General features: G+C 62.4%; 25 protein-coding genes and 2 tRNA genes. 16 read left to right on the forward strand and 11 right to left on the reverse strand.

The window, feature by feature from the left end; all coding sequences use genetic code 11:
- Nucleotides 1-31 precede the first annotated feature (31 nt).
- From GCU68_RS15950 to GCU68_RS15960, 3 genes are all read right to left on the reverse strand, one after another.
- On the reverse strand, nt 32-1,312 hold the full coding sequence (locus GCU68_RS15950; RefSeq protein WP_152943270.1) for a cation:proton antiporter: 1,281 nt from the start codon (nt 1,310-1,312) through the stop codon (nt 32-34).
- A 35-nt stretch (nt 1,313-1,347) separates the two neighbouring features.
- Nucleotides 1,348-1,836 carry a cation:proton antiporter regulatory subunit gene (locus GCU68_RS15955; RefSeq protein ID WP_152943272.1) on the reverse strand — a complete coding sequence of 163 codons (489 nt, stop codon included), beginning with the start codon at nt 1,834-1,836 and terminating at the stop codon, nt 1,348-1,350.
- 114 nt (nt 1,837-1,950) lie between these two features.
- A complete protein-coding gene (locus GCU68_RS15960; protein ID WP_152943274.1) occupies nt 1,951-2,319 on the reverse strand; it encodes a methylglyoxal synthase in 369 nt (122 codons plus the stop codon).
- A 108-nt stretch (nt 2,320-2,427) separates the two neighbouring features.
- Between GCU68_RS15960 and GCU68_RS15965 the strand changes: the two genes are divergently transcribed.
- Nucleotides 2,428-2,853 carry a VOC family protein gene (locus GCU68_RS15965; protein ID WP_152943276.1) on the forward strand — a complete coding sequence of 142 codons (426 nt, stop codon included), beginning with the start codon at nt 2,428-2,430 and terminating at the stop codon, nt 2,851-2,853.
- Nucleotides 2,854-2,902: 49 nt separating this feature from the next.
- Here the strand turns inward: GCU68_RS15965 and GCU68_RS15970 are convergent, their stop codons facing one another.
- Nucleotides 2,903-3,187 carry a hypothetical protein gene (locus GCU68_RS15970; protein ID WP_152943278.1) on the reverse strand — a complete coding sequence of 95 codons (285 nt, stop codon included), beginning with the start codon at nt 3,185-3,187 and terminating at the stop codon, nt 2,903-2,905.
- A 220-nt stretch (nt 3,188-3,407) separates the two neighbouring features.
- Here GCU68_RS15970 and pyrF point away from each other — a divergent pair, with 220 nt between their 5' ends.
- Nucleotides 3,408-4,208: an orotidine-5'-phosphate decarboxylase gene (pyrF, locus tag GCU68_RS15975; RefSeq protein ID WP_152943280.1), complete on the forward strand. Its 801-nt coding sequence runs from the start codon at nt 3,408-3,410 to the stop codon at nt 4,206-4,208.
- A gap of 138 nt (nt 4,209-4,346) precedes the next feature.
- Here pyrF and GCU68_RS15980 read toward each other — a convergent pair whose 3' ends face one another.
- Entirely contained in the window at nt 4,347-4,607 is a 261-nt protein-coding gene (locus GCU68_RS15980) for a hypothetical protein (protein WP_152943752.1), read from the reverse strand.
- A 369-nt stretch (nt 4,608-4,976) separates the two neighbouring features.
- Here GCU68_RS15980 and GCU68_RS15985 point away from each other — a divergent pair, with 369 nt between their 5' ends.
- Nucleotides 4,977-6,578 (forward strand): GTPBP1 family GTP-binding protein, encoded by a 1,602-nt coding sequence (locus GCU68_RS15985; protein ID WP_152943282.1) that lies wholly within the window; start codon nt 4,977-4,979, stop codon nt 6,576-6,578.
- A 27-nt stretch (nt 6,579-6,605) separates the two neighbouring features.
- On the opposite strand, the gene mch is transcribed toward GCU68_RS15985, so the two are convergent.
- Both mch and GCU68_RS15995 read right to left on the reverse strand, forming a co-directional pair.
- Nucleotides 6,606-7,538, reverse strand: coding sequence for a methenyltetrahydromethanopterin cyclohydrolase (gene mch / locus GCU68_RS15990; protein WP_152943284.1), 933 nt, complete (start codon nt 7,536-7,538; stop codon nt 6,606-6,608).
- Nucleotides 7,539-7,618: 80 nt separating this feature from the next.
- Nucleotides 7,619-7,828, reverse strand: a complete 210-nt coding sequence (locus GCU68_RS15995; protein WP_152943286.1) for a heavy-metal-associated domain-containing protein — start codon at nt 7,826-7,828, stop codon at nt 7,619-7,621.
- 364 nt (nt 7,829-8,192) lie between these two features.
- Between GCU68_RS15995 and GCU68_RS16000 the strand changes: the two genes are divergently transcribed.
- The gene (locus GCU68_RS16000) at nt 8,193-9,389 is read left to right on the forward strand and encodes an MFS transporter (protein WP_152943288.1); all 1,197 of its coding nucleotides are present in this window, start codon (nt 8,193-8,195) and stop codon (nt 9,387-9,389) included.
- Nucleotides 9,390-9,478: 89 nt separating this feature from the next.
- On the opposite strand, the gene GCU68_RS16005 is transcribed toward GCU68_RS16000, so the two are convergent.
- From GCU68_RS16005 to GCU68_RS16020, 4 genes are all read right to left on the reverse strand, one after another.
- Nucleotides 9,479-9,790, reverse strand: a complete 312-nt coding sequence (locus GCU68_RS16005; protein WP_152943290.1) for an MTH1187 family thiamine-binding protein — start codon at nt 9,788-9,790, stop codon at nt 9,479-9,481.
- Nucleotides 9,791-9,946: 156 nt separating this feature from the next.
- Nucleotides 9,947-10,300, reverse strand: a complete 354-nt coding sequence (locus GCU68_RS16010) for a HalOD1 output domain-containing protein (protein WP_152943292.1) — start codon at nt 10,298-10,300, stop codon at nt 9,947-9,949.
- 318 nt (nt 10,301-10,618) lie between these two features.
- Nucleotides 10,619-10,689: transfer RNA gene (locus tag GCU68_RS16015), tRNA-Gly, on the reverse strand.
- 493 nt (nt 10,690-11,182) lie between these two features.
- Nucleotides 11,183-11,253, reverse strand: a tRNA-Gly gene (locus GCU68_RS16020).
- 297 nt (nt 11,254-11,550) lie between these two features.
- Between GCU68_RS16020 and GCU68_RS16025 the strand changes: the two genes are divergently transcribed.
- From GCU68_RS16025 to GCU68_RS16080, 12 genes are read left to right on the forward strand one after another with little or no spacing between them, the layout of a single operon-like run.
- The gene (locus GCU68_RS16025) at nt 11,551-12,453 is read left to right on the forward strand and encodes a putative RNA uridine N3 methyltransferase (protein ID WP_152943294.1); all 903 of its coding nucleotides are present in this window, start codon (nt 11,551-11,553) and stop codon (nt 12,451-12,453) included.
- 4 nt (nt 12,454-12,457) lie between these two features.
- Nucleotides 12,458-13,477 carry a 50S ribosomal protein L3 gene (locus GCU68_RS16030; RefSeq protein WP_152943296.1) on the forward strand — a complete coding sequence of 340 codons (1,020 nt, stop codon included), beginning with the start codon at nt 12,458-12,460 and terminating at the stop codon, nt 13,475-13,477.
- Nucleotides 13,478-13,480: 3 nt separating this feature from the next.
- On the forward strand, nt 13,481-14,233 hold the full coding sequence (gene rpl4p, locus GCU68_RS16035) for a 50S ribosomal protein L4 (protein WP_152943298.1): 753 nt from the start codon (nt 13,481-13,483) through the stop codon (nt 14,231-14,233).
- The gene (locus tag GCU68_RS16040) at nt 14,230-14,484 is read left to right on the forward strand and encodes a 50S ribosomal protein L23 (protein ID WP_152943300.1); all 255 of its coding nucleotides are present in this window, start codon (nt 14,230-14,232) and stop codon (nt 14,482-14,484) included. The genes rpl4p and GCU68_RS16040 overlap by 4 nt, the downstream gene beginning before the upstream one ends.
- 2 nt (nt 14,485-14,486) lie before the next feature.
- Complete coding sequence (locus tag GCU68_RS16045) at nt 14,487-15,209, forward strand: 50S ribosomal protein L2 (protein ID WP_152943302.1); 723 nt, start codon at nt 14,487-14,489, stop codon at nt 15,207-15,209.
- Nucleotides 15,206-15,628, forward strand: coding sequence for a 30S ribosomal protein S19 (locus GCU68_RS16050; protein WP_152943304.1), 423 nt, complete (start codon nt 15,206-15,208; stop codon nt 15,626-15,628). The genes GCU68_RS16045 and GCU68_RS16050 overlap by 4 nt, the downstream gene beginning before the upstream one ends.
- A gap of 7 nt (nt 15,629-15,635) precedes the next feature.
- Nucleotides 15,636-16,121: a 50S ribosomal protein L22 gene (locus GCU68_RS16055; protein WP_152943306.1), complete on the forward strand. Its 486-nt coding sequence runs from the start codon at nt 15,636-15,638 to the stop codon at nt 16,119-16,121.
- Entirely contained in the window at nt 16,121-17,056 is a 936-nt protein-coding gene (locus GCU68_RS16060) for a 30S ribosomal protein S3 (protein WP_152943308.1), read from the forward strand. Before GCU68_RS16055 ends, GCU68_RS16060 begins: the two co-directional genes overlap by 1 nt.
- The gene (gene rpmC / locus GCU68_RS16065) at nt 17,056-17,271 is read left to right on the forward strand and encodes a 50S ribosomal protein L29 (RefSeq protein WP_152943310.1); all 216 of its coding nucleotides are present in this window, start codon (nt 17,056-17,058) and stop codon (nt 17,269-17,271) included. Before GCU68_RS16060 ends, rpmC begins: the two co-directional genes overlap by 1 nt.
- Nucleotides 17,272-17,278: 7 nt before the next feature.
- Entirely contained in the window at nt 17,279-17,683 is a 405-nt protein-coding gene (locus GCU68_RS16070; protein WP_152943312.1) for a ribonuclease P protein component 1, read from the forward strand.
- Entirely contained in the window at nt 17,674-18,108 is a 435-nt protein-coding gene (locus GCU68_RS16075; protein ID WP_152943314.1) for a 30S ribosomal protein S17, read from the forward strand. Before GCU68_RS16070 ends, GCU68_RS16075 begins: the two co-directional genes overlap by 10 nt.
- Nucleotides 18,108-18,506 carry a 50S ribosomal protein L14 gene (locus GCU68_RS16080; protein WP_013878558.1) on the forward strand — a complete coding sequence of 133 codons (399 nt, stop codon included), beginning with the start codon at nt 18,108-18,110 and terminating at the stop codon, nt 18,504-18,506. The genes GCU68_RS16075 and GCU68_RS16080 overlap by 1 nt, the downstream gene beginning before the upstream one ends.
- Nucleotides 18,507-18,509: the final 3 nt, after the last annotated feature.

The following is an 18,509-nucleotide window of genomic DNA, read 5'->3' on the forward strand; positions in this document are numbered from 1 at the left end:
TGAAAACGGGGTCGAACCGGAACGACGACTGTCAGTCGCCGCTCGGCTGTGTCGCTGTCTCGTCCTCGCGTTCGAGCAGCGGGACGACGGCGGATTCGATCCTGTCTGAGTACTGCATGAGCGTGGTGCCGAGAATGCTCATGAATAGCACGTAGCCGACGGCAAAGGCGTAGATATCGTCCGCGACGCTTTCGGCGAGCCCCGTGCCAGCACCGGCGAGGGCGAGACTCGCGATGATCAGCGAGAACTCGCCGCGGGTGACCATTCCGAGCCCGACTCGGAGCGAGCGCCGTTCGTCGAGGTCGTAGATCCGCCCGCCGAGGTAGCCGCTGACCAGTTTCGTCGGCGACGTCAACACGATGGCTGCCGCGATGAGCCACAGGACGTCGAGAAACAGCGTCGGATCGGTGATGAGGCCGATCCAGAAGAAAAACACGGCGGCGAAGGTGTCACGGATCGGCTCGAGCAAGTTCTCCAGATCGTGGACGTGGTCCGTCGAGGAGAACGCCATGCCGACAAAGAACGCGGCCACGGCCTCGCTGACCCCGAGCGAGAGGGCGGCCCCCGAAACGAGAACCGTGATGCCAAGCGCCCGCAGCACGATGAACTCGTGGGAGTCGGTTTCCAGACTGCGCTGGAACCACGCCGTCCCCAAGTAGACGACCACGAGCAACGCGAGGATGAAGCCGACCGCGATCCCGATCTGGCCCATCGCCTCGCCGATGTCGCCGCCGCCGAGGACGAGCGCCGACGCGATCGCCAGATAGACCGCGATGAATAGGTCTTCGTAGACCAGCGTCCCGAGCATCGGATTCGACTCGTCGTTAGCGATCCAGCCCAGATCGATCAGTGACTTCGTGATAATCGCACTCGAGGAGATGTAGACGACCCCCGCGGTGAGAAAGGCCGGCAGGAACGCCCCGAAGAGCAGATAGCCAAGGACCAGCCCGACACCGAAGTTAATCGCGAGATCGACGGTCCCGGCCTTGCCGATCCGCTCTTTGGCGGCGATCAGCCGATCGAGATTGAACTCGAGGCCGAGAAAGAACAACAGGAGCACGATCCCCAACTCGGCACCGACGTAGATGAAATCGGTCTCGATGAGCGCGAGCTCGCTGCCGTGTGGGATGGCCTCTGATCCGAACAGCGCCGGGAAGTCGATTCTGCCGAGAACGTACTCGCCTAACAACATTCCGATGACGATATAGAACGGGATCACCGACTGATTGATCCGGTTTGCCAGCACCCCGGCAAGCGCAACAGCGGCAAAGAGCACCCCGATGTCGATCAGCGCGGTCGATTCAGCTGCCACTCTCGGTCACCCCCAACGACACACTCATCGGTGGGTCACGTCTCGTCTCCCAGGAGTTTTTCGAACTCGGTGCAGTCGTCGCGCTCACCGACGACCACCAGCGTGTCGCCGGGCTGCATGACGGTCTCCGGCGTCGGCGGGGTGATCAGCTCACCGTTGCGCTGGACGGCGATGATCGAAACCCCCACTCGCTCTCGAATCTGTGCATCGCCGATGCTCTGGCCGGCGATTTCGGCGTCGTCGGTGACGGCGTACCACTCGATAAACGTGTTGTCGGCGAGCATCGTCTCCACTCGATCGGTCTGTACCGGCTGGAAGTACGCGCCCTCGAGGATCGTGCCGATTTTCCGGGCGAGTCGATCGGACGCTTCGAACAGCTTCTCGCTGTCGGCGTCCGGGTCCGACTTCAAGTAGACCTCTCGTTTTCCCGTATTGTGCGTCACGATGACGAGTCGTTCCCCGTCCTCGAGTTCGACCTCGAACTTCTTTCCGACGCCGGGGAGGTCGCTCTCGTAGATTGTCATAGCTAAAAGACTGGAGGCGGCGTTAATAAATGGCGTGGCACATCTTGAAGGAGGTGCTTCGGTTCGCCTGATGGGTTGTCTGCGCTCGTCACCGGTCGATCGGAGACGATGGTCCTACTGCGCGAGCCCGTCGATCAGAAACGCCGCCGAGGCGAGGTTCGTCGCCAGTGCGGTGTCGTGGACGTCACAGATCCGCAACAGCGCGGAGATATCCGGCTCGTGGGGCTGAGCGCGCAACGGGTCTCGGAGAAAGACGATACCGTCGAGTTTGTTTTCTGCGACCTCGGAGCCGATCATCAGGTCGCCACCCAACGGACCGGACTCCTTGCGTTCGATTTCAAGGCCGGTCGCCTCCTGCAGCCGTTTGCCGGTCGTGCCGGTTGCGATCAGCTCGTACTCGCGCAGCTGGGCTTCGTGGGTCTGTGCGAACTCGATGAGGTCCGGTTTCTTCTCGTCGTGAGCGATGAGTGCAACGCGTGTCATATCGAACGGTTGTGCTGTATCATGATAAGACTATATGATGGTAACATTCGACATGGCTATTCGAGCGGAGCCGAACGTTTTTCGTGGGTGCTCGCCCGAGCACTCGCCATGACAGATTCCGAACCGAGCGCCCACCACGTCGGTATCACCGTCAGCGACCTCGAGGAAACCCTACCGTTTTATCGAGACGTCCTCGGCCTCGAGGTCGTCGACCGGTTTCACGTCGGCGGTGAGGCCTTCTCGGATGCCGTCGGCGTCGAGGACGCCCGCGGCGAGTTCGCTCACCTCGAGGCAGAGGGGTGTCGAATCGAACTCGTCGAGTACGAGCCCGAAGCGCGGGGCGTACCGGCCGCGGGGCTCAACCAGCCCGGAGCGACACACGTTGGCCTCGCCGTCGACGATCTCGAGGCCGTCGCTGACGCGTTACCCGAGGACGTCCCAACAGTCAGCGGGCCGCGGACGACCGAGAGCGGGACGTCGATCATGTTCGTGCGCGATCCCGAATCGAACCCAGTCGAACTGCTCGAGGTCTGACTCGGTCGGTGCACACGGGTGCGAACGAAGACGAAGAACAGCGACCGGCTTACGGCCGGCCGACGGACGACCGAAGCGTCGATCGGACTTCTTCGACAGCGTCCTCACAGTGTGAGCACGTCTGCTTTTCCGTGTCGATGTAGACGGTCCCGCACGTTGCGCACTGAAAGAGATTTCCGGGTGCATCCGGAGCCGCCGTCTGCTCGGTCGGGTCCGGCGACTCGACGCTGGTGTCGTCTGCCGTCGGTTCGTCACCGGCGAACAACGTTGACCGGATGCGTGCACGGAGCCGAGCGAGCGGCGAGTTGGATTTCCCGTCGGTTCGAGTAGCCATACAGTAGTCGTCGGCTAGATTACCGAAGTAGTTGACGTCTAAAATATTTGGTCGATGCGTTACTCTGGCACGCATATTTCAGCACAGTGACGGGCATATCCGTCTCCCGTCTGCCTCACCCAAGGTACCCCGTACCGATCACTCGAGTCCGCCGTCGACCTCGAGACAGACACCGACCGGTATAGGAACCTTTTCGACCGTCGGGAGGCCACTCGCTGGCATGAACTTCTTCGACCGCTTGCACGACCGCATTCGGACGGTCGACAGCGTCGTCAGCGTGGGCCTCGATCCCGATCTGTCACGTATTCCCGACCATCTTCACGAGTACGACCTCCCGCGGTGGGCGTTCAACCGCCGGATCATCGACGCCACCCACGAACACGCAGCCGTCTACAAACCCAACGCCGCGTTCTACGAGGACCCCGACGGCTGGCGGGCACTCGAGGAAACGATCGCCTACGCCCACGGCAAGAACGTCCCCGTCTTGCTCGACGCGAAACGAGCCGACATCGGGAACACGACCCGCCAGTACGCCGAGATGCTCGAGACCGTCGACGCGATCACGGTCAACCCCTACATGGGACGGGACTCGCTGCAGCCGTTTCTGGCGGACGAGGAAGCCGGCGTCTTCATCCTCTGTCGGACCTCGAACCCCGGCGGCGCGGACATTCAGGACCTCGAACTCGAGACCGGCGAACCCGTCTACGAGCGCGTCGCTGCGCTGGCAGACCTCTGGAACGAAAACGACAACGTCGGCCTCGTCGTCGGCGCGACGAAACCCGAAGAACTCGAGGCCCTCCGCGAGCAGGTGCCCGACCTGCCATTTCTCGTCCCCGGTGTCGGTGCACAGGGGGGTGATGCCGAAGCAGCAGTCGAATACGGCCTCGCAGATGGGGTCGGGCTCGTCAACTCCTCGCGCGGGATCATTTTCGCGGGCGAGGGACAGGGCGAACAGTTCGCACAGGCGAGCGAGCAGGCCGCAAAGCGCCTGAAAAACCGGCTGAACCAGTATCGAGCGTAAACGGACGCTGCTTCGCGCTCAGACGAACGCCTGTTCGTCAGTGTCGGTGTAACTGTAGGCCAGTTGCGGGTGCACCGGCACGCTGGGACACCAGACCGTCTCAGGCGACCGAACTGAATCGAACGAACACGGTGACTGTCAGTCGTTTTGCTCGCGACCAGCCGCGACGACGCGACCCGCGATCCGTCCGTCGACGACGCGACCGAGGAGTTCGATCTCGACGGGCTCGGTCGGTGGTCGGTCCTCGAGTCGCTCGAGGCCCTCGACGACGGCGATGTCCATCGGGCTCGCGTCGTGTGGGTGGGCAGCGACGAGTTGGCCGTCGCATTCCTCGAGGGTGAGCCGAAAGCGCTCGCCGATCGCGAGCGATTCGCCGAGTAGGTCACGAATTGACGTCACGGTCACAGCCGGTTGATATCGACGTCGTCCGACTGTTTCGGGTCCGCCTGGGCGACGCAGTCGGCACACAATCCCCTGTCCGCATTGTAGTGAACCAAACAGACGAGCGCACCACAGTTTTGACACTGCTCTTCGGCGGGTCGTGACTCACAGATCTGACAGAGACCGCTGACGCTCATGGCTGTAGTAGGGCCTCGAGTCCCTTGAAACCGGGGCCGGAACTGCGCTGTCGCAGTCGACGAACCCGACGGCTGTGAGACACCCCGCTCTGTATCGGTGAGGGAACGACGCTCTCCGTGGCGGCACTATTGTGTTCTATGTTCGCAATCCACGGGAAGGCTTTTGCCATGTGGGACACTACCGGGGCACATGAGCCGTGACCGGGCTCTTCTCAAGCGAGCCCTGGACCGTGGCGAACAGGACGGTGGCAACGTCGAATTCAAGGAGCGGCTCTCACGAGACGTCCACCTCGAGGGTGGACGTCGGGAGAGTCTAGCTGCACAGCTCCGTCACCGACTGCTCTCGGGCGATGGCGAAGCGACGTACGTCGTTGGCGTAACGGACGACGGCGGCCTCGCCGGGATCGACCCGGATACGTTCGCCGAGACGATGGACGTTCTTTCGCTGCTCGCCGAGGAAGCCGACGCGCATATCGACGACGTCCAGACGTGGGGCGTTAACGACGGCCTCGTCGGTATCGCGATGATTCAGGAAGGTGGCGTCCTCGAGACGGACGACGAACACGTCGTCGTCGGCACGGCGGGCCACGTTGACCACGGCAAGAGTACGCTCGTCGGTTCGCTCGTTACCGGCACGCCCGACGACGGCGACGGCGCGACGCGCAGCTTCCTCGACGTCCAACCCCACGAGGTCGAACGCGGACTCTCGGCCGACCTCTCGTATGCCGTCTACGGCTTCGACGACGACGGTCCGATCCGAGTCCGGAACCCGAACCGCAAGGCGGATCGGGCGGCAGTCGTCGAAGAAGCCGATCGCCTCGTCTCGTTTGTCGACACCGTTGGCCACGAGCCGTGGCTCCGGACGACCATCCGTGGCCTCGTCGGTCAGAAACTCGACTACGGCCTGCTCGTCGTCGCCGCCGACGACGGCCCAACTCGAACCACGCGCGAACACCTCGGCGTCTTGCTCGCCACCGACCTCCCAACGATCGTCGCGATCACGAAAACCGACGCCGTCAGCGACGACCGCGTCGAGGAGGTCGAACGCGAGGTCGAGCGACTCCTCCGCGAAGTCGACAAATCGCCGCTTCGAGTCGCTCGTCACGGCGTCGACGCCGCCATCGACGAGATCGGCGAGCGTGTCGTTCCGATCGTCGAAACGAGCGCAATCACGATGGACGGCCTCGAGACGCTCGACGAACTGTTCGATCGTCTGCCCAAGACCTCCCAAGATACCGGCGAGTTCCGGATGTACGTCGATCGGAGCTACTCGGTCACCGGCGTCGGCGCGGTCGCCTCGGGGACGGTGATGTCCGGCGAGGTCGAAGCCGGCGACGAACTCCTGCTCGGTCCCATGCCCGACGGCCGATTCCAGGAAGTCGAAGTTCGATCGATCGAGATGCACTACCACCGCGTCGACAAGGCCCAGGCGGGTCGAATCGTCGGGATCGCGCTCAAAGGCATCAGAGAGAGCGCCATCGAACGCGGGATGGTTCTGTTGCCACGCGACGCCGACCCCGACCCGGTCCGGGAGTTCGAAGCCGAAGTCATGGTGCTCAACCACCCCACCCGGATCGGCGACGGCTACGAACCTGTCGTCCACCTCGAGACGATCGGCGAGGCTGCCGTGTTCTCCCCCGAAAACGGTCGCCTCCTGCCGGGCGACACCGGCGAAACGACGGTCCGGTTCAAGTTCCGTCCGTATCTCGTCGAGGAGGGTCAGAAGTTCGTCTTCCGCGAGGGCCGAAGCAAGGGGGTCGGGACGGTCATCAACGTCCCTTCGAGCGAGTAACGCTCGCAACCCCGCCCGGTCGAGTCCTTACAGTCCGAACGACTCGACGAGGAGCTGTTCGTCCGTCTCGCCGTAGACGTACGTCGGGCCGCCGACGACGTCGATCGTTACCTTTGCGGGCGCGAAGAGATCCGACGGGACTTCCGCGAAGTCCCACTCGAGATCGTCGAAGATCTCCCCGAACGGGCGGCCGTGACCCTCGGCGGCCGTCGACGGCACCGAATCGAAGATATCCGCATCCTCTCGGACCGTCAGGTGTGCCGTACCGCCGTAGGCGATGGCGTCGTTCGTGCGCGCGATTGCGGTCTGTTCGTCGTCAGCGACCGGCGCGACCGGCGCTCGACCCGTCGCCGAGACGATATCCATCGGATCGTAGCCCAGTTCCGAGAGACGGAACGTCGCGAGTTCGGCTGTGCGGGCGGCGTTCGTAAGACTCCCGACGAGACTCGCGGTCGGATACGCGAGCAGGAAGACGCTGCTGGTCTCGACTTCAGCGAGGTCAGCGACCTGTTCGGCGGCGGCTTCGGTCGGCTCTTGCTCCGTTTCGATGGCCAGCGACGTCAGATCGAATGCGTCAGTGTAGCCGACGCGGCGGAACTCCGATTCCTCGGCAACCAGCGCCCGCGCGGGACCGCTTCCGAGTCCCTCGAAATCCTCGGTCGTCAGCTCCCAGCCCGCCTTCTGCGAGCAAAGCAGCGACAGCGCCGGCTGGTCGGTCGAGAGTTCGACGTACGGGATCGGCGCGCCGCCGAGTTCGCCGAGCTGGTGACTCGGCGTCGCCATTCCCGCCGTCTGGATCTCCGTCAACAACAGCCCCGCTTCGATTCCGCCGTCGAACTCGAGGCCGAAGTCGAGAACCGTCGCCTCGTTGTCCAGATCGTAGCCGCCGATGTTCAACTCCTCGGCGTACTCGAGGGCTTCGTCGACCAGCTCGATCGCCATCCGATTGAGACTTTCCATAGCGGAGGGTTCACTCTCCGACCTAAAACAGTTTGTCAGTTCGAGTCCACAGAGACCGTCGCCGTTCGTCGAGGCCGACTTCAGGCTGCCACGTCGTAGCCTGCGTCTTCGACCGTCTTGCTGATCGTCGCCTCGTCGACGTGCGTTTCGTCGTGTTCGACGCGCACCTCGTCTGCCTCGTGGTCCGCCGTCACCTCGGCGACCCCCTCGAGTGCCTCGAGCGCCTCGGTCACGTTCGCCTCACAGCCGTCACATGCCATCCCGGTTACCTCGAGTGTTGTCTGTTCCATACACAACCGTGTCGACTCGAGGAAATTGAGTCTTCTGCTCTCGATGTGCTTCACCAACATCCGAACCGGGTGGGACACCGACGTACGACCGTCGTGCGAACGGTGTGGAAATCGTTTCAGCTGGCACGAGCGGTTTCGTCCCCGTCGAACGATCGAAACGTCGACCCACTGCTCGAGTCAGGCTGACTCGGAGATAATCACAGCAATTATTTCCTAAACTGCTCGTGTGACACATACTCGTGGTATACAGAACGTCGGTGCTTGTCCCTACAGCTCTCTCTATGAGGCACTCGTACACCGGCATTTGGACGGGTCCCGAGCGACAAATCACTAGTGGCGGTGGCTCCGGGATGTTCGTGGGACGATGAGCGGTGCTGTCCAATCGAGGATTCGACTGCAAGGGTGGAAAGGGTACACTGCCCTTATCCTCCTGTGGCAGGTGACGGCGAGTATTTGTTTTTATTCGGTGTACGCCGTGACACCGTTCGTTCGCGACGAATTTGGCGTCTCTGCAACGTTCATCGGTGTGATGATGACCGCGCTGACGCTGGGATATACCCTGTTTTTGCTGCCAGTCGGGTCGGTTATCGACGAGTACGGCGAGGATCGAGCGCTCGTCTTTGGGTTACTCGGTCTCGGCGCGGGTGCTGTCGGCGTGACGGTAGCGCCGACGTATCTCGCCTTGCTCGCGGCGGTGTTCGTCCTCGGTGCGTTCTACGCGACGGCGATGCCGGGAACCAACAAAGCCGTGTTCAACGCCATTCCAGCTGATCGGCTCAATACCTCGATGGGGATCAAACAGGTCGGTGTCACCGCCGGCAGCGGCATCAGTGCTGTGCTCGTCCCGTGGTTCGGTGCTGCACGCTTTGGCTGGGAAGTCGCGTTCCTGCTCGCGGCAGGGTGGGCGGTCGTGATCAGTGTCGTTTTCTGGGTGGTTTACGATGCTGGGAGCGGTGGCGGCGACAGCGATCGCCACGGCATTCGCGGTCATCTCGCGAATCCGGAGTTCGTGTTGTTGGCGGCCGCCGGCTTTGCCCTCGGTGCGGGACTGTTTACGACGATCGGGTACACGATCCTCTATGTCGACGAAAACGTCGGTGCGAGCGTCGTTCTCGCCGGTGTCACGCTCGCCGCCGCGCAGGTCTTCGGCAGCGTTGGCCGGATCGGGTTCGGCTGGCTTGCCGATGCGCTCTCGATGCCGCTTACTGACTCGACGCTGCGTATCCTCTGTCTGCAAGCAGGTGCCTCGGCCGTACTCTTTCTCGTGGTGACTGTCGTTGACAGTCCCGTCGTCGCACTCCTCGCCTTCTCCCTGCTCGGGTTCTTCGTTCTCGGCTTTACCGGCGTGTACTACTCGTGTATCGGCTCGCTCGTTCCCACTGAAGAGATGGGGAGTGCGACCGCCGGTGGACAGATCGCGCTCAACTGCGGGGCCCTGCTCGCACCACCTGCCTTTGGCCTCATCGTCGACGTCCGTGGCTACGCTGCAGCGTGGACGATGCTCGCGGGCGCGTCGTTCGTCGCGTTCGTGTTATTGGTCGTTCTCCTCCTTCGGGCGTAATCGGTCTCCATTTCGCTGGCAGGTATCCAGCCGATCGATAACCAATACCTCCCTCGTATCGCCGTTTTCTCTCGTTTCGACCTCGAGTACTACTCCTGATTCGTCGCCGGTCGACCGAGGTGGTTTTCGACCGCCTCGACTTTCGCCGACGCAGTTGTCTCTCGCGTTCGCTTGTCGTCGATCTTCAGAACGGTACTCACACGGTCGCCGTCGACCGCCTCGTGGGCCGCCTGTGCAGCCGCGAACAGCTCGCCGATGTCGTCGGCTTCGATCACCGTCCCCATCGGATTCGTTTCGTAGTCCACGTCGTAGGCCTCGAGTGCGTCGACGGCCTTCGCAACCTCGCTGGACATGCTCCCTTCGATCACCGGTGCGACGCTCAGTAGTGCAACGACTGTCATCGTTCGTACTGAGGATGGGACAGCCCCTAAATCCGACCCCCGTTCCCGCAACGGGACTCAAAACAGTGCCACAGCACGGGCAGCGACGCTTGCAGCGTCGTGACTGGTCGGGATGAAAAACGAGATGATTACGCTACCGGCGACGTGGACAGCCGATCAGTGCGTTCGGGGCGAGTGACTCGAGTCCGTGGGCGGATAGATGATGACGTCGCCGTTCGCGTAGACGTATACCTCGTACTCGAGGGCGGTGAAGGCGACGTGGCCGCCCGTGCGCTCGGTGCCGTCCGCCTTCTTTCTGAAGAGCCGATCGAGTGCATCCGGGTCAACGCTGTCGTACAGTGAGAACTCACCCTGTGAGACGTCGGTGTCTGCGATCGACGCGAGCGCGTGGACGATCGTCGTCGTGATCGTCGCGGTGCCGTCGATGTCGTGGTGGAAGACGTAACGACCGTTCGTTTGATCGTACTGAACGTCGTCCGTGTCGTCGCTGGATGAAAATTCAGTTTCCATAGGTAGTTAGCGGGTTCAATCGTCTACCGACCTGTAGCTTCCCGCAGTATAAAAGCCAATCGCAGGTAACATTCCTAAACATACTCGGTTTAATTTGGGTGTAATAATTCAAATACGGAGATTATACACCAGCACTGAACAACAGAACGATTGCACCGCTCACGAATACTCGCACTGCTACGGAGTGCTCGTGAAGTTACGATCAGACAACTGCGCTGGCTGAGATGTGAACCACGGCTGAGTGAAATTCAGGGGCACTTCACGGCTCACGAGTGACGAGCGCTATGCGGTGCTCGTCGGAATTGTTCTCCGTAGAAGTGCGCTGGCTGGGATTTGAACCCAGGTTGTGACCATGGCAAGGTCACGTGATACCACTACACTACCAGCGCTTCCTCACTCAATTACGAGTGCAATTGAATCGAGTGGCTACGGGAACTTATAAATGTCGAATCGGAAATCGCACTGACTGACTTCAGTCGCAGCTGGCACCGACAGCAGCCCGGTGACTCGAGCGGCGCAGTCCGTCGATCGGCTCGGACTCGAGTCGGTTCGGACCCCCACGCGGCATCGACACGTGCTGACTCGAGGAGACAGTGGTCGCTCGCTGACGATTCACTGGTACACCACAACGCGTTAGCGGCAAACAGACGAACTGCTCGACATCGGTAGCCAGATTCGAATTTCTGGATGCACCGCGTCCTCGCACTGCTACGGGGTGCTCGTGAAGTTGTGATCGGAGAACGACGCTAGTTGATATTTGACCCACGGATAGACGGCCGCCTCGCTCCGTTCGGCGCTGCGTCTATCCTCATTCACGGGCACCTCACGGCCCACGAGTGACGAGCGCTATGCGGTGCTCGTCGGAATTGTTCTCCGTAGAAGTGCGCTGGCTGGGATTTGAACCCAGGTTGTGACCATGGCAAGGTCACGTGATACCACTACACTACCAGCGCCCTGTTGCGCACTTACATCTACACTGGGACGGATGTATAAGGGTTGCGAACCGGGACCGGCGTGGGTATCCACGACGTACCATAACTCTCGCTCCGACTCGCCATCACGCGTACACGAATGATCAATATTAATTCGCCGTACCGATCACGCAACCAGACGGTCACTCGAGACGACTTGTCTGTCCCGAATTCACACGTGTGAGGCGTTCACAGCCGTAATCGAATCCGCTATCCTTTTACGATGGTATCGGCAACACATCGCTACAGTCTAGTGACGCGGCGCCGAAGCGTTTCGGCATGACCGTCAGCGTACTCGTCCCGTCGTCGCTCACCCGTGAAGCCGAGGACAAACGTGAGGCAACTCGCAAACTCGGATACGTCGCCCGCGCGGCGACGATCTTCCGGGCTGATCACCTGATCGTCTATCCGGATTCGGACGGCGAAACCGGGCGATTCGACGGCGGGTTCGTAAGCACCGTCTTGCGGTACGCCGCAACTCCGCCCTACCTCCGAAACGAGGTGTGGGGGATGCGGGACGAACTGGAGTATGCGGGCGTCTTGCCACCGCTCCGCGCCATGTCACAGACCGGCTCCGAATCGACCGGTTCGGGGTCGTCAAGACAAGGAATCGTGACCGAGGTCGGACCTGAAGGGCGCGTCCGGGTCAATTGCGGCTTGCAACACCCGATCTCCCTCAACGTCCCTCCGAAAATGGAGGTCGACGAGGGGGAGCGCGTGACCGTCAGGATCTCTTCGCGACGACCGGTCCGGGCGAAACTCGAGGACAAGCCCCTCCCGGGGCTTTCAGTCGAGCGGACGGACCTTTCCGCAGCTCTCGGCCGTGAGGACGCCGGCGTCTGCATCGCTGCCTCCCGATTCGGTGAAGAACTCACCGTCGGGCGGCTCGAGACGTTGGCCGGACGCATCGATCGTGACGGGATGACTGTCGCGTTCGGTGCGCCCGAGAGAGGGCTGCCGGATATCCTCGGAATCGAGGCATCGGCTGTCAACGCGTCATCGGGACAAGATGATGCGGCCGAATCGTCCACCGGGGACGACACAGCCGATGACGGAGTCGAACCCACCGCCGATCCAGGGTTCGACCTCTGGCTAAATACGGTTCCGAATCAGGGCAGCGAGGTCGTGCGAACGGAAGAAGCTCTGTTCGCCACCCTCGCTCCCCTCTCACTGCAAGAGTGATAGAATGCCACAACCAAACGCACCACGCAAAGGCTCACTCGGGTTCGGCCCACGACAGCGGGCGACCAGCGAGGTCCCACGCTTTAACTCGTGGCCGGACGACGACGGACAGCCGACGCTCCAGGGTTTCGCGGGCTACAAGGCCGGCATGACCCACGTCGTTATGGTCGACGACAAAGCGAACTCGCCGACCGAGGGAATGGAAGAGACCGTTCCCGTGACGATCGTGGAGACGCCGCCAATGCGCGCCGTTGCTCTGCGAGCGTACGAAGACACGCCGTATGGTATGAAGCCGTTGACTGAGGTCTGGACCGACGAGTTCGTTCCCGAACTCGACCGTGTGCTGGACCTTCCCGGTGACGATTACGACGTCGATGCTGCCGCGGACGAGCTCCGTGGCTACCTCGAGGAGGGACGCATCGACGACGTCCGCGTCATCACCCACACGGTACCGGGGGACATTCCCTCGATGCCGAAGAAGAAACCGGACGTGATGGAAACGCGCGTCGGCGGCGGCTCTATCGACGAGCGCGTCGACTTCGCCCTCGAGACCGTCGAGGACGGCGGCGAACACGTCATGAACGACATGTTCCGCGCCGGCGAGTACGTCGACGCAAGCGGCGTCACGAAAGGGAAAGGGACGCAGGGTCCCGTCAAGCGATGGGGCGTCCAGAAACGCAAGGGCAAACACGCCCGGCAGGGCTGGCGTCGCCGCATCGGCAACCTCGGCCCCTGGAACCCATCCCGCGTCCGCTCGACGGTCCCCCAGCAGGGCCAGACCGGCTACCACCAGCGGACGGAACTGAACAAGCGCCTCGTCGACATCGGCGACGGCGCAGACGCGACGGTCGACGGTGGCTTCGTCAACTACGGCGAAGTCGATGGACCGCACGCGCTCATCAAGGGCTCGCTCCCCGGGCCGAACAAGCGCCTCGTGCGCTTCCGCCCGGCGATCCGACCCGGAGACCAGCCGCGCCTCGACCCCGAGGTGCGCTACGTCTCCACCGCATCCAACCAGGGATAACACATGGAAGCAACAGTACGCGACCTGGACGGCTCCGAGGCGGGTTCGGTCGACCTCCCGGCGGTCTTCGAGACCACGTACCGCCCGGACCTGATCGCCCGCGCCGTTCGCGTCGCCCAGGCAAACCGAAAGCAGGACTACGGTGCCGACGAGTTCGCCGGCAAGCGCACGCCGGCCGAATCGTTCGGTAGCGGCCGAGGCATGGCCCACGTCCCACGCCAAGACGGACGCGCTCGACGCGTTCCCCAGGCTGTCAAAGGACGACGGGCTCACCCGCCAAAAGCCGAGAAAGACCAGTCCGAATCGATCAACAAGAAAGAGAAGAAACTGGCCGTCCGCAGCGCCATCGCGGCGACGACGGACGCCGAACTCGTCGCCGAACGCGGCCACGAGTTCGACGACGACGCCGAGATTCCGGTCGTCGTCGCAGACGAGTTCGAAGACCTCCAGAAGACGAAGGAGGTCGTCGAGTTCCTCGAGGCCGCCGGTCTCGAGGCCGACATCGAACGCGCAGACGAAGGCCGAAGCGTCCGCTCGGGTCGCGGGAAGACCCGTGGCCGGAAGTACAAGACGCCCACGTCGATCCTCTTCGTCACCTCGAGCGAGTCCGGCCCGTCCCGTGCGGCCCGGAACCTCGCTGGTGCCGACGTAACGACGGCCGCAGAGGTCAACGCAGAGGATCTCGCACCCGGCACGCAGCCGGGTCGACTGACCGTCTGGACCGAGAGCGCACTCGAGGAGGTGGCAGACCGATGAGCTCGATCATCGAGCATCCACTGGTCACGGAGAAGGCGATGAACGACATGGACTACGAGAACAAGCTCCAGTTCGTCGTCAACCCCGACGCCACCAAACCCGAGATCCGAGACGAAGTCGAATCTCGATTCGACATCTCGGTCGCTGACGTCAACACGCAGGTAACGATGAAAGGCAAGAAGAAAGCCACGATCAAACTCACCGAGGACGACGACGCGCAGGAAGTCGCCTCTCGAATCGGGGTGTTCTAAGAATGGGACGACGCATTCAAGGACAACGACGTGGACGCGGGACCTCGACGTTCCGTGCCCCGTCCCATCGCTACAAAGCGAAACTCGAGCACAAAAAGGAAGAAGACGACGACGTCATCCGCGGGACGGTCGTCGACATCGAGCACGACCCTGCTCGCTCGGCACCGGTCGCTGCCGTCGAGTTCGAAGACGGCGATCAGCGACTCATCCTCGTTCCCGAGGGTGTCGCCGTCGGCGAGGAGATCCAAGTCGGCGTTTCGGCTGAGATCAAACCCGGGAACACGCTCCCGCTCGCGGAGATTCCGGAAGGAGTTCCTGTCTGTAACGTCGAGGCAAATCAGGGCGACGGCGGTCGATTCGCTCGTGCCTCCGGTGTCAACGCAGACCTGATCACCCACGACCGCAACGCAGCGGTCATCCAGCTTCCAAGCGGCGAGGTCAAGCGCCTCGATCCACAGTGTCGCGCCACGATCGGCGTCGTCGCCGGTGGCGGCCGCACTGAGAAGCCGATGGTCAAAGCAGGGAACAAGTACCACAAAATGAAAGCCCGGGGCACGAAGTGGCCTCGCGTCCGTGGTGTGGCGATGAACGCCGTCGACCACCCGTTCGGTGGCGGTGGCCGCCAGCACCCCGGCAAACCCAAGTCCGTCTCGCGGGACGCCCCGCCGGGACGGAAGGTCGGTGACATCTCGTCCCGACGCACCGGTCGAGGTGGCAACAAATGAGTCAGGAGTACCGAACCGGCCGTGAAGGTGAGTTCACCTACCGCGGCCACACGGTTGAGGAGCTGCAGGATCTGGAGCTCGAAGAAGTTGCAGAACTGCTCCCCGCACGCCAGCGGCGAAGTATTGTACGCGGCCTTTCCGTCGAGAAGCAGAAGCTGCTCGAGAAAGCCCGCGAGAAAGACGAAGAGGAAACGGCGAACGCGCCGATCCGAACGCACCTGCGGGATATGCCGATCCTGCCGGAGTTCGTTGGTCTGACCTTCGAGGTCTACAACGGCCAGTCGTTCGAGCGCGTCCGTGTCGAACCCGAGATGATCGGACACTATCTCGGCGAGTTCCAGCTGACCCGGACGTCCGTCGAGCACGGACAGGCCGGTATCGGCGCGACTCGATCCTCGAAGTTCGTCCCACTGAAGTGATCACCGTATGGGAATCAACTACTCAGTCGACGCGGATCCGGATGCCACCGCGAAAGCGATGCTCCGTGAGCGTCACATGAGCCACAAGCACAGCAAAGAGGTCGCCCGCGAACTCAAGGGCCGCTCCGTCGGAAACGCCCAGGCGTACCTCCAGGACGTGATCGACCAGAAGCAGTCGGTCCCATTCAAGTCCCACAACTCCGGTGCGGGTCACCGCTCGGACGTTGAGGGCTGGGACGCTGGCAAGTACCCCGAGAAGGTCTCGGAAGCGTTCCTCGACTTGCTCGAGAACGTCGAGTCCAACGCCGATCATCAGGGCTTCGACGGGGAGTCGATGGAGATCGTCCACGTCGCCGCCCACAAGGTCGGCGAGTCGGTCGGTCGCAAGCCCCGCGCGATGGGGCGTGCGTCGGCCTGGAACACGCCGCAGGTGGACGTCGAGATCGTGGTCGAAGAAGTCGAAGACACAGAGGACGACGAGGGTGACAACTAATGGCTGACGAACACCAGTTCATCGAAAACGGCCTTCAGCGGTCCCAGATCGACGAATTCTTCCAAGAAGAACTCGGCCGCGCAGGCTATGGTGGCATGGACGTCGCCAAAACGCCGATGGGAACGCAGATCGTCCTCAAGGCCGAAAAGCCCGGGATGGTCATCGGCAAAGGTGGCGAGAACATCCGGAAGGTAACGACGGCACTCGAGGAGAAGTTCAACCTCGAGGACCCACAGATCGACGTGCAGGAGGTCGAAGAACCCGACCTGAACGCACGCATCGTCGCCGATCGACTGGCCAACGCACTCGAGCGTGGCTGGTACTTCCGGAAAGCCGGTCACACGACGATCGACCGGATCATGGAAGCCGGCGCACTCGGTGCCGAGATCGTCCTCTCCGGGAAGGTCACGGGCGCTCGATCGCGCGTCGAGAAGTTCAACCGTGGCTACATCAAGCACAACGGCGAACCCGCCGAAGAGGTCGTCGACCACGGGCAGGGCGTCGCCGTCATGAAACTCGGTACTATCGGGGTCAACGTCAAGATCATCCCGCCAGGTGCCGAGCTGCCTGACGACTTCGCCGTCTACGAAGACATGGATCCCGAGGAAGTCGTCCCTGACGCCGTCGAAGCCAACGAGGCCGAAGGTGTCGAGGAACTCCTCGAGGGCGAACCCGAAGACGCCGAGGCAACCGACGCTGGCGCCGAAGCGGCGGCCGACGAGGCCGTCGAAACGGACACCGAGGCCGACCTCGACGAAGACGTCGTCGAGGAAGCCATCGAAGCCGAAGTCGACGCCGACGAAGAGGACGTCGACGTTCCGGACGAGTCTCCGATCGAGGAAGACCTCGATGAACTCGAGGAAGACGTCGAAGCGGAAGCCGAAGAACTCGTGGCGGAGATGGAAGACGACGAAGACGAGGGAGGTGACGCCTGATGGCGATCCTCCACGTCGAAGAGATCCGCGACATGACGCCCGCCGAGCGCGAAGAAGAGCTCGAAGAACTCGAGACGGAACTGCTGAACCAGAAGTCCGTTCTCGCAGCCGGTGGTGCCCCGGAGAATCCGGGCCGAATCGGCGAACTCGGTCGCACCATCGCGCGGATCAAGACGATCCAGCGCGAGGAAGGCGACCTCGAAGACGAGGAGTAAGCAACCAATGGCACTGACACCCGAGACCCTGCCGCGACACGAACTCAACGGACTCCCCATCCGAGTCGTCGAGAGTGACGACGACTCTCGAGTGGGTCTGGAGGGGCGCGTCGTCATCGAGACGACCAACACCCTCTCGATAGAAGTTCGAGACGACGGCGAGTCTCGGGTCGTGATGGTGCCGAAGTCGGGCTCGACGTTCGAGTTCGCGATCACAGATGACGCCGCCGACTTCCCGAAGGAGTCGGGGACCATGTCCAAACTGGCCGACACTCAACCTGCGGACACCGAGCAATCGGACGCCGCAGACCGAGCTGGCGAGGATGTGGCCTACGTTACGGTCGATGGATCGCGGCTGCTCTCACGACCCGCCCGACGCACGGAAACGACTGGTGATTCACCATGGCAATAGGACTAGACGTTGAAACCCCTCCGGAACCAGAGAACCCGGAGGAATACGACTACGAGACGTGTCCGTTCTACGGCGAGCTTCCCGTTCGAGGACAGATCCTCGAAGGGCAGGTCGTCTCGACGGACATGGACAAGACCGTAGTCGTCGAGCGAGAGTACGATGTGGCGGTTCCCAAATACGACCGCCTCATGAAACGACGCTCGCGCATCCCGGCTCACGTGCCGGGCGTGCTCGAGCCGCTCTCGGTCGGTGACTCGGTCAAGATCGCAGAGACCCGACCACTGTCGAAGACGAAATCGCACGTGGTCGTCGAAGTAACCGAAGAAGCGACTGCAGCCGACGTCGCCGAGCTGACCGGCGAAAGCGAGCCGGACCCACAGCTTTCAGCCGAAGATCTCGGCGGCAACGACGAGGGTGATCAGTGATGGAGGCAATGAAAGCCGACGTCACGCAGGGCCTGAAGAAAGGCTCGCTGGTCACGTGTGCCGACAACACCGGCGCACGTGAACTGAAGGTCATCAGCGTCGCGGGCTACCACGGCACCAAGAACCGCCAGCCAAAAGCGGGACTCGGTGACAAAGTGACCGTTTCGGTCACCAAGGGTACCCCGGAGATGCGCCGTCAGGTCCTCGAGGCCGTCATCGTCCGCCAGCGGAAATCGATCCGCCGGCCAGACGGGACGCGACTGAAGTTCGAGGACAACGCGGCCGTCATCATCGACGAGAACGAAGAGCCCCGCGGCACGGAAATCAAGGGCCCGATCGCCCGCGAAGTCGCAGAGCGCTTCGGAGCAATCGCGAGTACCGCAACCATGATCGTATAGACC

Origin of the sequence: Natronorubrum aibiense (genome assembly GCF_009392895.1) — an archaeon.
In the GTDB taxonomy this organism is placed as follows: domain Archaea; phylum Halobacteriota; class Halobacteria; order Halobacteriales; family Natrialbaceae; genus Natronorubrum; species Natronorubrum aibiense.

Excerpts from the sequence above, each read along its gene's own strand:
- GCU68_RS15995 (WP_152943286.1), bottom strand. The coding sequence starts at position 7,828 with ATGGAACAGACAACACTCGAGGTAACCGGGATGGCATGTGACGGCTGT.
- GCU68_RS16080 (WP_013878558.1), top strand. The coding sequence starts at position 18,108 with ATGGAGGCAATGAAAGCCGACGTCACGCAGGGCCTGAAGAAAGGCTCG.
- GCU68_RS16055 (WP_152943306.1), top strand. The coding sequence starts at position 15,636 with ATGGGAATCAACTACTCAGTCGACGCGGATCCGGATGCCACCGCGAAA.
- rpl4p (WP_152943298.1), top strand. The coding sequence starts at position 13,481 with ATGGAAGCAACAGTACGCGACCTGGACGGCTCCGAGGCGGGTTCGGTC.
- GCU68_RS15970 (WP_152943278.1), bottom strand. The coding sequence starts at position 3,187 with ATGGCTACTCGAACCGACGGGAAATCCAACTCGCCGCTCGCTCGGCTC.
- GCU68_RS16070 (WP_152943312.1), top strand. The coding sequence starts at position 17,279 with ATGGCACTGACACCCGAGACCCTGCCGCGACACGAACTCAACGGACTC.
- GCU68_RS15955 (WP_152943272.1), bottom strand. The coding sequence starts at position 1,836 with ATGACAATCTACGAGAGCGACCTCCCCGGCGTCGGAAAGAAGTTCGAG.
- GCU68_RS16010 (WP_152943292.1), bottom strand. The coding sequence starts at position 10,300 with ATGGAAACTGAATTTTCATCCAGCGACGACACGGACGACGTTCAGTAC.
- pyrF (WP_152943280.1), top strand. The coding sequence starts at position 3,408 with ATGAACTTCTTCGACCGCTTGCACGACCGCATTCGGACGGTCGACAGC.
- GCU68_RS16050 (WP_152943304.1), top strand. The coding sequence starts at position 15,206 with ATGAGTCAGGAGTACCGAACCGGCCGTGAAGGTGAGTTCACCTACCGC.
- GCU68_RS16025 (WP_152943294.1), top strand. The coding sequence starts at position 11,551 with ATGACCGTCAGCGTACTCGTCCCGTCGTCGCTCACCCGTGAAGCCGAG.
- GCU68_RS16040 (WP_152943300.1), top strand. The coding sequence starts at position 14,230 with ATGAGCTCGATCATCGAGCATCCACTGGTCACGGAGAAGGCGATGAAC.
- GCU68_RS15965 (WP_152943276.1), top strand. The coding sequence starts at position 2,428 with ATGACAGATTCCGAACCGAGCGCCCACCACGTCGGTATCACCGTCAGC.
- GCU68_RS16000 (WP_152943288.1), top strand. The coding sequence starts at position 8,193 with ATGAGCGGTGCTGTCCAATCGAGGATTCGACTGCAAGGGTGGAAAGGG.
- GCU68_RS16030 (WP_152943296.1), top strand. The coding sequence starts at position 12,458 with ATGCCACAACCAAACGCACCACGCAAAGGCTCACTCGGGTTCGGCCCA.
- GCU68_RS16045 (WP_152943302.1), top strand. The coding sequence starts at position 14,487 with ATGGGACGACGCATTCAAGGACAACGACGTGGACGCGGGACCTCGACG.
- GCU68_RS16075 (WP_152943314.1), top strand. The coding sequence starts at position 17,674 with ATGGCAATAGGACTAGACGTTGAAACCCCTCCGGAACCAGAGAACCCG.
- GCU68_RS15985 (WP_152943282.1), top strand. The coding sequence starts at position 4,977 with ATGAGCCGTGACCGGGCTCTTCTCAAGCGAGCCCTGGACCGTGGCGAA.
- rpmC (WP_152943310.1), top strand. The coding sequence starts at position 17,056 with ATGGCGATCCTCCACGTCGAAGAGATCCGCGACATGACGCCCGCCGAG.
- GCU68_RS16060 (WP_152943308.1), top strand. The coding sequence starts at position 16,121 with ATGGCTGACGAACACCAGTTCATCGAAAACGGCCTTCAGCGGTCCCAG.
- GCU68_RS16005 (WP_152943290.1), bottom strand. The coding sequence starts at position 9,790 with ATGACAGTCGTTGCACTACTGAGCGTCGCACCGGTGATCGAAGGGAGC.
- mch (WP_152943284.1), bottom strand. The coding sequence starts at position 7,538 with ATGGAAAGTCTCAATCGGATGGCGATCGAGCTGGTCGACGAAGCCCTC.
- GCU68_RS15960 (WP_152943274.1), bottom strand. The coding sequence starts at position 2,319 with ATGACACGCGTTGCACTCATCGCTCACGACGAGAAGAAACCGGACCTC.